We start from the raw sequence: 13,315 nt of genomic DNA, 5'->3' as shown, positions 1-13,315 counted from the left end.
TAAGAACTAGCTTAATTTATTCGAAACATTCTTTGCTTAAAGCTGTTCCTTTTTCAAAATCGTTATTGAATTTTTTACCTAAAGCATCATTATAATATTTTGGATGCATTCCGAAACCTGGTCTAACTGAACGAATATTTTCTTCTGTAAGAATATCTCCTTTTTTAACATCAGCAGTAATGTATAATGATCGAGAAAATTCTCTACCACTTTTCATTTTATCTGTTAGTTGATAACTAATTTCTCCACTAGCTTTTTCAGCAGCTCTCACTGCATTTACCATTTGTGTAAATTCAGTTTCATCTAAAGAAAAAGAAGCATCAGGACCACCAATTTCTTTGTTTAAAATAAAATGTTTTTCAATTACTTTAGCTCCTAAAGTAACAGCTACTACAGGTGTTACAATTCCCATGGTATGATCTGAAAGACCAGGTTTTACTCCAAATTTTTCTTTTAAATCTTTTATCATTACCAAATTAGCTTCTTCAATTGGAGCAGGGTAAGATGATGTACATTTTAATAAAGTAATATCGTTATTTCCAACATTTCTACATGTATCTACTGCTAATTGAATATCTTCATCAGTAGCAATTCCTGTAGAAATTATAATAGGTTTCATTGTTTTAGCACAATATTCTATTAACGGAATATCCGTGATTTCAAAGGATGCAATTTTATAAATTGGATTATCTAAAGATTCTAATAAATCGACAGCAGTTTTATCAAAAGGAGAAGAGAAAACCTCTAAACCTTCTTCTCTAGCAATTCTATATAAATCTTTAAACCATTCCCAAGGCGTATATGCTTGTTTGTATAAATCGTGTAAATACATTCCATCCCAAATAGTACCCTGTTTTAGTTTAAAATCGTCTTTTTTTGAATCTAAAGTAATAGTATCAGCTGTATAAGTTTGAAATTTAATAGCATCAGCACCAGCTCTTTTAGCAGCTTTAATTGTTTCAATAGCTACCTTTTTACTTCCATTGTGATTTGCTGATAGCTCAGCAATAATAAAACATCTATTTGATGGCATCATGTTGTTCTAATTTATAAACGTAACTGTCTATTTGATTAATTTTTTCTTCTTTATAATAACAAAAACTCGCTTTTTCGAAAGATTTTACTGAAGCAATATTTTCCTTTTTAATATAAGCTAAAACAGGTTTTGTAAATTCTTTAAAATAGATTTTACTAGCCTCGATTAGTAATTTTGGAGCTAATTTTTTACCTCTAAAGTTTTTATTAATAGTTATACCTATAGTACTATTTTCATTTTTTATATCAAATCTAACCAACCCTACAGGTTTATTGTTAGTTATTCCGACTAGTAAAAGAGAGTTTTTATCATTGATTTTATTGTGAAACCATTTTTCATGATCATAAAAATTAATTTCTTCTGACTGATATGAGTTTTGACGTGTTAAAGGATCATTAGACCAATCAAATAATAAGCGAACATCTTCTTTTTTAGCTTTTCTAAAATTGATGTTGTAGTTTATTTTCGAATGAATAATAACGTCTTTAAACTCATTATTATAAAAACAATGCTCTTTTAAAATAGCTTCTCTTTTATAATTGCTTTCTTCTAAAGCAGTATATAAATGAGGTCTTAAATCAAATGCATAAGTAAATATTTTATGCAAGACTAATTCATTAAACGCAACTTGTTCTACTAAACTTAAATACGTTTTCCAATGAAAGTTAAAATGCTCTTTTTCTAGAGATGTATCCATGATAAAAGAGATTTCAGCATTTTTATCAATCCAATTAATGTGAACTAAACCACCATAACCAATACATTCATTTCCTTTTAAATAAGAGAATAAAATCTGATTAGGTTTTTCTTGCTCAAATAATTTTGAGACGATGTTTTTAAAATATGAATTTTGATCTTCCTCAGTAAGTATTTTAGCTTGACGTAGATGATACATTTGTTCATTGCGCCATTTCATTATTTGTAATCTATCCTCAAAACGAATAGGTACAATAGAGTAGTGGTCTTTTGAAAAAGATTGAGTATCTAAAACTTTATATGCGTTTTTTTTATTTTCCAAAAGCAAGTTGATATTTAAGTTCTGCTAATTTCCAATCGGTTTCTGTATCAATATCTTGAGCCAATAATTCATCAATTTCAATAATACCAGAATTATTGGTCCACAATTTTTTCTTTTTCAAAACTTCCTTTGGTTTAAAGAAGTAAAATTGTCCAGCATCTTGAAAAGCAGGCTCTAAATCTTGAGATCTACTGTTTAAATGTTCAGGTTGAAATAAATCCATTTTACCCGCATCGTTTGTTTTCTTAATAGCTCTTTGTATTGGGAAACCAAAGCGAATGACAGGAAAAACAGTGTCAAATTGATTAGTTGTTAAGTTTTGTTCTGCTTGTTTTAATAAATCACTAGTAATAAATGGCGCAGTTGCATAGATACAACTAGCTGTTTCTATATTTTTATCATTGGCTGAATACCATCCTAAAACTTCTTTGATTACATCAAAAGTGGTTGCGAAATCATCTGAGTTTTTTTCACTTCTTAAGAAAGGAGTTTTAGCTCCAAACTGTTTTGCTATTTCTGCTATCTCTTCGCTATCAGTAGAAACTATAACTTCATCAAAAAGATTACTTTTTATTGCAGCTTCAATAGAATAAGCAATAATTGGTTTTCCTAAAAAATCTTTAATGTTCTTTTTTAGAATTCGCTTGCTTCCGCCTCTAGCTGGTATAATGGCAATTTTAGTCATTAATAAATTCTAAAACTTTAGCTATTACAAATTCTTGTTCTTTATCAGTTAAACTAGGAAACATTGGTAAACTAATACATTTAGCATAGTAGTTTTCTGCATTAGATAAATCAGCATTTCCATAACCAATTTCTTTATAGTATGGTAATGTATGAACAGGGATATAATGTATTTGAGCGAAAATATTATGACTTCTTAAAAAGTCGTATAACTCTTTTCTATTTTCAACTTCAATAACAAATAAGTGATGCGCGTTATAACTTCCTTCAGGTAAACTTTGAAATTTTATTTTTCCTTGAAAAGCTTTTTTATAAGTATCAGAAATTTGATTTCTTCTAATAACTCCGTCATTATTCTTTGCTAATTGTGTTATTCCTAAAGCCGATTGAAAATCGGTTAACCTATAATTAAACCCAAGTTCTTGCATTTCATAAAACCAACCTCCGTGGTTTTCACTCATATTTTCTTTTGTAATTCCATGAGTTCTTAATAGAGATAATTTTTTATAAACTTCTTCGGAATTAGTAGTTAACATTCCACCTTCACCACAAGCAATATGTTTTACAGGGTGAAAAGAAAATACTCCAATATCTGCATAATTACCGTTTCCACAATATTGTTTTTGATTGTTAGAGTCTACAAAATATCCACCAGGAGCATGACAAGCATCTTCAATAATCCATAAATCATGCTCGTTGGCTAACTTTCTAAATTCTTCTAAGTTTACTGGTAAACCAGCAAAATCGACAGGAATAATTCCTTTAAAAAATCCTTTTGGCTTACTTTCAATAAGTTTTCGAGTACTTTCTATTGATAATAAATAAGTGTCAGGATCTATATCTGCAAACCAAACTTCACCACCAGCAAAACGAACACAGTTAGCAGAAGCAGCAAAAGTAATTGGTGTTGTAATTACACGTTCACCTTCTTTTAAGCCCATTGCTAAAACTGATAAATGTAAACCAGAAGTAGCATTATTTACTGCTAAAGCATATTTAGCACCAACATAAGCTGCGAACTTCTCTTCAAATTCTCTAACTTTTGGACCTTGAGTTAAAAAATCTGCTTGTAAAGTTTCAACAACAGCGTTTATATCATCTTGTTGAATATTTTGTCTTCCATATGGGATTTTAAAATCACTCATTAAGCTTCAAAATTTGGATCTACATGTTTCTTTACTAATTCTCTTAAACTATCAATAGTTTCCCAATCCTCGTTGTTACCCGAATCATATGAAAATCCTTTAGGTACATCCACAGCATTAAAAGCTTTTTTATACTCTTCTTTTGTGTAAGTAGAGTATGGAGATTGTTGTGGTAAAATTGCATAATATCTTCCTAAATCTACTGTATTGTATGAATCTGAAGAAGTTATCATTTCTTCATGTAACTTTTCACCTGGTCTTATTCCAATTGTTTTTTGTTCTAATTCAGGTGCAATTGCAGTTGCTACATCAGTAATTTTATACGAAGGAATTTTAGGAACAAAAACTTCTCCTCCCCATGCTTCTGCAATAGCATAAAAAACCATTTCACATCCATCTTCTAAAGAGATGTTGAATCGTGTCATTTCAGCATCCGTAATAGGTAAAAAATCTGCTCCAGATTTCTTTTTATTTAAAAAGAAAGGCATTACAGAACCATTAGATCCCATCACATTTCCATATCTAACAACAGAGAATTTAATGTCTCTTTTTCCTTTTATGTTATTGGCAGCAATAAACAATTTATCAGAAGCTAATTTTGTAGCACCATATAAATTAATAGGTGCAGCGGCTTTATCCGTAGACAAGGCAACCACATTTTTCACACCACATTTTAAAGCTGCATCTATAACATTTTCAGCTCCATTAATATTAGTTTTCACACACTCCATTGGATTGTATTCAGCCAAATGAACGTGCTTCATTGCAGCAGCATGAATTACAATATCGATATCTTCAAAAGCGCTCTCTAATCGTTTTAAATCTCTAACATCACCAATGAAATAACGAATTTGAGGATATTTAGACTCAGGAAACTCTTGAGCCATTTGAAAATGTTTTTGCTCGTCTCTAGATAAAATTACAAGACGTTTAACATCTGGAAATCTGCTTAAAATTAATTTGGTAAACATCTTACCAAATGAACCAGTACCACCAGTAATTAAAACAGATTGGTTATTTAAGTTTAACATAAATTTTTAATTCTAAATCTATTTAAAATAGATTGTAAAAATACATATTTTATAGCTTTTAAAAGTGTAGAACTTAAGAAACCCTAAAATCAATTTTTGAATGGTATAAATTATGGTAAATTTGTCAGTGAAAACTTATTGTTTATAACAGGCATAAATAAATGATAATGCATGAGTTTTTATAATTTATAATAATAAGATACTATGAGTTATCCTATAGATGCAGTAATTACTTGGGTTGATGGTAAAGATGAACAGCATCAGTTAAAAATGTTACCTTATTTAAATGATAAAAAAATTACTAAGAATAAAGAATTTAGAACTCGTTTAGATCAAGTAGAAGAGATAAAATATTCTGTTAATTCAATACTTAGATATGCTAAGTTTATTAGAAATATTTTTATTGTAACTGATAATCAAACTCCTAATTTTATTAAAAACAAAAATGCGGGAGAATATGAGAATGTTTTTATAATTGATCATAAAGATATTTTCAAAGAACATAGTAGCTATTTACCAGTGTTTTCTAATAGACCAGTAGAAACTAAATTATATAACATACCAGGATTAGCCGAACATTTTATCTATTTTAATGACGATTTCTTTTTATTAAATGAAGTTAAAGTTTCTGATTTCTTTATAGACAAAAAGCCATTAATAAGAGGTAAATGGTTAAAGTTTGAAGAAGAAAAACTTCGTAAGAAAATTTTTCCTCCATCAGAAGAAGATAAAATTAAACCTAAGCATAAGCGAGCACAACAAAAAGCTGCTGAAGTAGTAGGGTTTAAAAAGAAGTTTTATAAGTTTCAACATATTCCTGCTCCGCTAAGAAAATCAACATTTAAAACTTTTTTTGAAAATAATCCTGATATTGAAATAAACAATATTAAATATAAATTTAGAAGTGTTGATCAATTTACTCCACAAGGATTAGCAAACCATATAGAAATTAAAAACAAAACCTGCACTTTAAAAGACGATTATCAATTGATTTATATAAATAGAGATAAATTCTTTTTCTTATCTAAATATAAATTAAATACAATGGTAAATAAATCAAATAAGTTGTTTTTAAATTTACAAAGTTTAGATCAATGCCCGAAAGATAAACTTACATTCTTTTTGGATTGGCTTGATAAAAGATATATTTTATAACTTATGTTAAAGGAAATAGTAAATAAACTAAAAGAAGGTAAGACGATTTTATACCCAACAGATACTGTTTGGGGTTTAGGATGTGATGCTACTAATATAGAAGCTGTAAAAAAAATCTATGAGATTAAAAATAGAGAAGAGTCTAAGAGTTTAATCATTTTAGTTTCTTCTATTGAAATGTTGATAGAATATCTAAACGAAGTTTCTGACAAAGCTTTAGAGATATTAAAAGAGGCAACAAAACCTACAACAATCATATACAATGCTCCTAAAAATTTAGCAGATAATACTATTGCTAAGGATAATACTATAGCAATTAGAATTCCTAAAGATGAGTTTTGTGTTGATTTAATTGAAGAATTTGGAAAACCTATTGTTTCTACATCAGCTAATATTAGTGGAGAACCAACCCCTAAATCATTTTCAGAAATAAGTAAAGCTATTTTAAATAGTGTAGATTATGTGGTAGATTTGCACCAGGAAAAGAAATCAGAAAAATCATCTAGAATTTTGAAAATAGATGGCGATTCTGTGATTGTGATAAGAGAATAATCGATGCAACAACAATATTACAAAGAAGCGATTTCAGCTGAAATATTTCAATATATATCTAAAGCAACTGAAGAATTACAACTAGAAAGTTATGTAATAGGAGGTTTTGTTCGTGATTTTATTTTAAAAAGAGGAACAGCAAAAGATATTGATGTTGTAACAATTGGCAGTGGAATAGAATTAGCCCAAAAAGTAGCAGAATTACTTCCTCATAAACCCAAAGTTCAGGTTTTTAAAACCTACGGAACTGCAATGTTGCGTTTAAAAGATATTGAAGTGGAATTTGTTGGAGCTCGTAAAGAATCTTATACTGAAGATAGTAGAAATCCAGAAGTAACGGAAGGAACTTTACAAGACGACCAAAATAGACGTGATTTTACAATCAATGCGTTAGCACTAAGCTTGAATAAAGATACATTTGGATTATTGTTAGATCCTTTTGGAGGAATAGAAGATTTAGATAATAAAGTAATTAGAACTCCTTTAAACCCAGATATAACGTATTCTGATGACCCGTTGCGAATGATGAGAGCAATTCGTTTTGCTACTCAGTTAAATTTTAAAATAGAGCAAGAATCTTTAGAAGCAATTTCAAGAAATGCATCGAGACTTGATATTATTACCAAAGAGCGTATCATTGTTGAGTTAAATAAGATTTTAGAATCAAATACTCCTTCAATAGGGTTTTTGTTACTTGAAAAAACAAATTTGTTAAAAAGGATATTGCCAGAATTAACAGATTTAAAAGGAGTAGAGGATGTTGATGGACAAAAACACAAAGATAACTTTTATCATACCTTAGAAGTTGTTGATAATATTGCTAAAAACACAGATGATGTTTGGTTACGTTGGGCTGCATTATTGCATGATATAGGTAAAGCACCTACGAAACGTTATCACAAAAAAATAGGTTGGACTTTCCATGCGCATGAATTTGTAGGATCAAAAATGGTGTTTAAACTATTTAAACGTTTACGCATGCCTTTGAACAATAAAATGAAATTTGTTCAAAAAATGGTTTTATTAAGTTCTCGTCCTATTGTTTTAGCAAGCGAAGTTACCGATTCAGCTGTTCGTCGTTTAGTATTTGATGCTGGAGATGATGTAGAAAGTTTAATGACTTTATGTGAGGCGGATATTACAACTAAGAATCCAAAGAAATTTAAACGTTATCATAAGAATTTTGAACTTGTACGTTTAAAAATTAAAGAAGTTGAAGAGCGTGATAGAGTGCGTAATTTCCAGCCACCAATTACAGGTGAAGAAATTATGAAGGCATTTAACTTAAAACCATGTAGAGAAATTGGTCAGATAAAAGAGGCTATAAAAGAAGCTATTTTAGATGGTAAAATACCTAACGAGCATGAAGCTTCTTATCAATTTATGATTGAGAAGGGGAAGAAGTTAGGGTTAGAAATAGGATAAATAAAAAAAGAGAAGTTTTAAACTTCTCTTTTTTTATTTATCCTAAAGACTGCATTTCTACAAGCTTTTTATAAGTACCTTTTTTAGAAATTAATTCTTCATGTGTGCCTTGCTCTACAATTTGTCCTTTTTGCATTACAACTATAAGATCAGCTTTTTGAATAGTTGATAATCGATGTGCAATAACAATAGATGTTCTGTTCTGCATCATTTTCTCTAGAGCATCTTGCACTAATTTTTCAGATTCAGTATCTAAAGCAGATGTAGCTTCATCTAAAATCATTATTGGTGGATTTTTAAGTACAGCTCTTGCAATACTTAAACGTTGTTTTTGTCCTCCAGATAATTTATTTCCGCTATCACCAATATTAGTATCATATCCGTTAGGCAGGTCCTTAATGAATTCGTGAGCATTGGCTATTTTAGCAGCTTCAATAATTTCATCATCCGTTTTATTCTCAATACCTAAAGTGATGTTATTTTTTATAGAATCGTTAAATAAAATTGAATCTTGAGTAACTAAACCTTCTAACTGGCGTAAGGAATGTTTTTTAATGTTTTTAATATCAACTCCGTCAATTGAAATACTTCCTTTATTTATGTCGTAAAAACGAGTTAATAAATTAGCAATAGTAGATTTACCACTACCAGATTGACCAACTAAGGCTATCATTTTACCTTTAGGAATGGTTAATGAGAAGTCTTTTAAAACATAATCGTTTTCATATTTAAAAGAAATATTATCAACTTTAATTTCCGAGTCAAATGAAGTTTTATCAATAGCAGCATCAATATCTTTTAAAGGATTTTCTGTATCTAAAATCTCAAGTATTCTTTCTGCCGAAGCATTTCCTTTTTGAATAGCATAAAAAGCAGTTGAAATAGCTTTTGATGGATTTAAAATAAGATAAAATAAACCTATATAGGCGAAAAACTGTTGGGGTTGTAAATCGCTGTTATTTGTAAGAACTAAACGTCCACCAAACCATAAAATAGCAACAATAGTAATTGTCCCCAAAAACTCACTCAAAGGCGAAGCTAATAGTTTTCTCTGCCATACAGAGGTCGTGAGCCTGTATAGGTTATCTACTATTTTCTCATATTTTTTTATTATTAAATTTTCAGCAGTAAAACTTTTAATAATTTTTAAACTAGAAAGACTTTCTTCAATAATAGAAAGAAAACTACTATTTTCTCTTTGTAATAAAAGAGAAGACATTTTTAATTTTTTACTAATTGAAGAAATGATTAATCCTGAAACAGGTAGTAGAATAAATACAAATAGTGTAAGTTTTGCACTTATTAAAAACATAGAAATCAAGGTGAAAATAATAGTTAAGGGCTCTCTAACTAAAGTTTCTAAGGTTGATAAATAAGAGGCTTGTATTTCATTAATGTCAGCAGTGATTCTCGAAATAGCGTCACCTTTACGTTTTTCAGAAAAAAATGGTAAAGGTAGATTAATGTATTTTTGAAATAAGACGTTTCTTAAATCACGAATTGTCTCCATTTGTAAGAAGACAATAAAATAAGAAGCTAAGTATCTAAATAAATTTTTAAAAAAGAATAAAAATAATGTGAGCCCACTAACTAATAATAATGCATCTTCAGCTCCACCGCTTTCAATTAGTCGAGAAACTTTATAATTTAAACTTTCTTGTGTATAGTTTGATAAGCTTTCAAATCCATCATACTTTGGTGGTGTACTAACTTTTTCACTAGTGTTAAATAGTATTCCTAGTACAGGAATAAAAGCTAGAACAGATAAAACGTTAAATACGGCATAAAGTATATTAAAAAGTATGTTTAGAAAAGCATACTTTTTGTAAGGATATGTGTATATTAATATTCGCTTAAAATTTTGCATTATAAGTTTAATTCTTTAATAATTCGTTGGATTTTAGCATCTAAGTTATTTTCAACTTCAACAGCTTCGCTTATTTTATTTAAAGGAGCTTTCACGCTAAAATAGAATTTAATCTTAGGTTCAGTTCCACTTGGTCTAGCAGCTATTTTAGTTCCATCTTCAGTATGATAAATTAACACATTAGATTTTGGAATATCCATAACAAATTCTTCTCCAGTGATTAAATTCTTTTTTATCGAAGATTGATAATCACATAAAAATTCAACTTTAGAGCCATCAATTTCAGTAAATGGATTGTTACGTAAATCAACCATCATTTGTTTGATTTGTGCTGCGCCATCCATTCCTTTTTTAACTATAGAAATTAAATGTTCTTTGTAAAAGTAATTTTTGGTATATAAATTTAATAATTCTTTATAAAAAGAGCTATTATTTGCTTTTGCGTCTGCAGCAATTTCACAAGCTAGTAGGGCAGAGGTTACAGCATCTTTATCGCGAACAAAATCGCCAACCATATAACCAAAACTTTCTTCACCACCCCCTATGAAATTTAGTTCAGGATGGTCTTTAATCATTTTAGCAATCCATTTAAAACCGGTTAAACCTACTTTGGTTTCTACTCCGTATGAATCAGCTATTTCATTTACAAAATTAGAAGAAACAATAGTAGAACCTACAAATTGTTTTCCGTTTAATTTATCTTGTTTTTTCCAATCATTGATTAGAAAATCGGTCATCATACCCATGGTTTGATTTCCGTTTAACAATTTCATGTTTCCATCAGTATCACGAACAGCAATACCAATTCTATCTGAATCAGGATCGGTTCCTAAAACGATATCAGCATCTAATTCATTGGCTAAATCTACAGCCATTTTTAATGCAGCAGGTTCTTCAGGGTTTGGAGAAGCCACAGTTGGGAAATCTCCATCAGGAGTTGCTTGATCTTCTACAATATGTACTTGAGTATAACCAGCACGTTTTAAAACTTCAGGAATTAATTTGATAGAAGTTCCGTGTAAAGAAGTAAATACAATTTTTAAATCTTTTCTTCCTTTTATATCAAAAGTTCCGTTTTCTATAGATGCTTTCCAAAAAGCTTCATCAATTTCACTTCCTATTGAAGTAATTAAGTTTTCATTAGCATTGAAGTGAATATCTGTATACTCTAAAGAATTTACTTCGTTAATTATCTCTTGGTCTTGTGGAGGTACAATTTGCCCACCATCGTTCCAATACACTTTATAACCGTTGTATTCTGGCGGATTGTGAGAAGCAGTTAAAACGATACCAGCATCACAACCTAAATGGTTTACAGCAAAAGATAATTCTGGTGTAGGACGCATATCTTCGAAAAGATACACTTTAATATTATTTGCAGAGAATACATCAGCAACAACCTTTGCTAACCATTTACTGTCATGACGACAATCGTAACCAATAGCAACTTTTAATTCTTTATTTGGAAAGGATTGCAGTAAGTAGTTACTTAAGCCTTGTGTGGCTTTTCCTAAAGTGTATTTATTAATTCTATTAGTACCAGCACCTACTATACCACGCATACCACCAGTACCAAACTCTAAATTTTTATAAAAACGATCAGCTAAATCATCAGATTTAGTATCGATTAATTGTTGAATTTCATTTCTTGTTTCTGAATCAAATGTATCAGAAAGCCATAGTTTAGCCTTGTTTAAGATCTCTTTCATGTGTCAAATTAAAAACGTACAAAGATACGAGTTTTAAAAATTCAATTTCTCTTTAATACTATAATGTTTTTGTTGCGGATTACTTTTAATAATTAGCTCACCTAAAAAGCCTGCTAAAAATAATAAAGTACCTAAAACCATTGAAGTTAGTGCGATATAAAACCAAGGATTACTAGTCACTAAAATGGTTTTTATACCTGCAGATAAACGGTATAATTTCATTGCGCCAATAAAAAAAGCAGCGCAAAATCCAAAGATAAACATTAAGCTACCCCATAAACCAAAAAAGTGCATTGGGCGTTTCCCGAATTTTGAAAGGAATGAAATGGTAATTAAATCTAAAAAACCATTAACAAAACGATCCATTCCAAATTTGGTTACGCCGTATTTACGTGCTTGATGTTGCACAACTTTTTCATCAATACGATTAAACCCTTCATTTTTTGCTAAAACAGGAATGTAACGGTGCATTTCGCCACTAACCTTTACAGCTTTAACTACTTCATTTTTATAGGCTTTCAATCCACAATTAAAATCATGTAATTTTAAACCTGATGTTTTACGAGCTGCCCAATTAAAGAGTTTAGAAGGAATGTTTTTGGTAACAACATTATCGTAACGCTTCTTTTTCCATCCAGAAATTAAATCGAAATTATCGTTAACGATTAAGTTATATAATTCAGGAATTTCATCAGGGCTATCTTGTAAATCGGCATCCATGGTTATGACAACTCGTCCTTGAGCTAAACCAAAACCAGCATCTAAAGCTTGTGATTTTCCGTAGTTTTTTTGAAAACGAATTCCTTTTACGGCCTTGTTTTTTGAAGATAGCTGTTCGATAACTTCCCAAGAGGTATCTGTACTACCATCATCGATAAAAATAAGTTCGTATAAATAACGATTGGATTGCATAACTTTTGCAATCCAATCGTGTAATTCTTGTAAAGATTCTTCTTCGTTAAGAAGTGGTATTACTACCGATATATCCATAGTATATATTCCAAATGTTTAAAGTGTAAAGTTACGAAGTCTTTGGCAGATATTATAACCATTACTTTCTTAAACAATTCTTAATAATCGTTTTCTTCAGTTTTTTTCATAATTGCACCTGCTATTGCAGAAACTACAAAGCCTATAAAAGCAAAAAACAATAATGCCATAGAAGACGCTAAAAGAGGATTTGTATTTTGTTGTGCTTCCAATTGCTGTTCAATCATATCCTCATCTAAACCCCATTTTTCGAAGCCTTCTCTTAAAACGATCATTTTTTGTTCAATTAAATTCGGGTCGATAACATTTTCAAGTAAGTAACCAAAAATAACGGCTAATAACCCCCATATTAAAGCAATACCAACACCTATCTTAACAGCTTGCCCCCAAGCTAAATAGTCATTGTTATTCTGTTTGAATTTTTTAATTCCTAAAACGATTAAAACGATAGGGACTAAATAGGTTAAAATACTAAGTATAACACCTGGATTGTATGTATTCCCCATAGCATAAGCTACTAAACCTAATAAAATAGCAACTCCACCTGTTAATAGACCATAATTTAAAATAATGCTTTTACTGTTTGTTTGATTTTCCATTGTTTAATTTTAGTTAGTTTAACAAATATATAGTTTTTTGTTTTGTAGATTTTATAATAAAAAAATACCAAACAATACATTAGTATTCAAAGAGTTAAAAATGT

General features: G+C 29.7%; 12 protein-coding genes. 3 read left to right on the top strand and 9 right to left on the bottom strand.

Going from position 1 to position 13,315, the window contains the following annotated elements; all coding sequences use genetic code 11:
- Nucleotides 1-16: 16 nt before the first annotated feature.
- From pseI to pseB, 5 genes are read right to left on the bottom strand one after another with little or no spacing between them, the layout of a single operon-like run.
- Nucleotides 17-1,036: a pseudaminic acid synthase gene (gene pseI, locus H3Z83_RS01295; protein ID WP_220455430.1), complete on the bottom strand. Its 1,020-nt coding sequence runs from the start codon at nt 1,034-1,036 to the stop codon at nt 17-19.
- Complete coding sequence (locus H3Z83_RS01290; protein ID WP_182123673.1) at nt 1,020-2,054, bottom strand: GNAT family N-acetyltransferase; 1,035 nt, start codon at nt 2,052-2,054, stop codon at nt 1,020-1,022. Before H3Z83_RS01290 ends, pseI begins: the two co-directional genes overlap by 17 nt.
- Nucleotides 2,044-2,739, bottom strand: coding sequence for a pseudaminic acid cytidylyltransferase (pseF, locus tag H3Z83_RS01285; RefSeq protein WP_182123672.1), 696 nt, complete (start codon nt 2,737-2,739; stop codon nt 2,044-2,046). Before pseF ends, H3Z83_RS01290 begins: the two co-directional genes overlap by 11 nt.
- Complete coding sequence (gene pseC / locus H3Z83_RS01280) at nt 2,732-3,883, bottom strand: UDP-4-amino-4,6-dideoxy-N-acetyl-beta-L-altrosamine transaminase (RefSeq protein WP_182123671.1); 1,152 nt, start codon at nt 3,881-3,883, stop codon at nt 2,732-2,734. The genes pseF and pseC overlap by 8 nt, the downstream gene beginning before the upstream one ends.
- The gene (gene pseB / locus H3Z83_RS01275) at nt 3,883-4,914 is read right to left on the bottom strand and encodes a UDP-N-acetylglucosamine 4,6-dehydratase (inverting) (RefSeq protein ID WP_182123670.1); all 1,032 of its coding nucleotides are present in this window, start codon (nt 4,912-4,914) and stop codon (nt 3,883-3,885) included. The genes pseC and pseB overlap by 1 nt, the downstream gene beginning before the upstream one ends.
- A gap of 204 nt (nt 4,915-5,118) precedes the next feature.
- Between pseB and H3Z83_RS01270 the strand changes: the two genes are divergently transcribed.
- From H3Z83_RS01270 to H3Z83_RS01260, 3 genes are read left to right on the top strand one after another with little or no spacing between them, the layout of a single operon-like run.
- Entirely contained in the window at nt 5,119-6,069 is a 951-nt protein-coding gene (locus H3Z83_RS01270) for a Stealth CR1 domain-containing protein (protein WP_182123669.1), read from the top strand.
- A gap of 3 nt (nt 6,070-6,072) precedes the next feature.
- A complete protein-coding gene (locus H3Z83_RS01265; protein ID WP_182123668.1) occupies nt 6,073-6,621 on the top strand; it encodes an L-threonylcarbamoyladenylate synthase in 549 nt (182 codons plus the stop codon).
- A gap of 3 nt (nt 6,622-6,624) precedes the next feature.
- Nucleotides 6,625-8,046, top strand: a complete 1,422-nt coding sequence (locus tag H3Z83_RS01260; RefSeq protein ID WP_182123667.1) for a CCA tRNA nucleotidyltransferase — start codon at nt 6,625-6,627, stop codon at nt 8,044-8,046.
- 37 nt (nt 8,047-8,083) lie between these two features.
- Here H3Z83_RS01260 and H3Z83_RS01255 read toward each other — a convergent pair whose 3' ends face one another.
- From H3Z83_RS01255 to H3Z83_RS01240, 4 genes are all read right to left on the bottom strand, one after another.
- Nucleotides 8,084-9,913, bottom strand: a complete 1,830-nt coding sequence (locus H3Z83_RS01255) for an ABC transporter ATP-binding protein (protein ID WP_182123666.1) — start codon at nt 9,911-9,913, stop codon at nt 8,084-8,086.
- Entirely contained in the window at nt 9,913-11,622 is a 1,710-nt protein-coding gene (locus H3Z83_RS01250) for a phospho-sugar mutase (RefSeq protein ID WP_182123665.1), read from the bottom strand. Before H3Z83_RS01250 ends, H3Z83_RS01255 begins: the two co-directional genes overlap by 1 nt.
- Before the next feature lie 33 nt (nt 11,623-11,655).
- Entirely contained in the window at nt 11,656-12,612 is a 957-nt protein-coding gene (locus H3Z83_RS01245; protein ID WP_182123664.1) for a glycosyltransferase family 2 protein, read from the bottom strand.
- 80 nt (nt 12,613-12,692) lie between these two features.
- Complete coding sequence (locus H3Z83_RS01240) at nt 12,693-13,211, bottom strand: DUF4199 domain-containing protein (protein ID WP_182123663.1); 519 nt, start codon at nt 13,209-13,211, stop codon at nt 12,693-12,695.
- Nucleotides 13,212-13,315 lie beyond the last annotated feature (104 nt).

This window comes from Tenacibaculum pelagium (genome assembly GCF_014062345.1).
Lineage (GTDB): Bacteria > Bacteroidota > Bacteroidia > Flavobacteriales > Flavobacteriaceae > Polaribacter > Polaribacter pelagius.
This window is presented reverse-complemented; position numbering and strand designations above follow the sequence as displayed.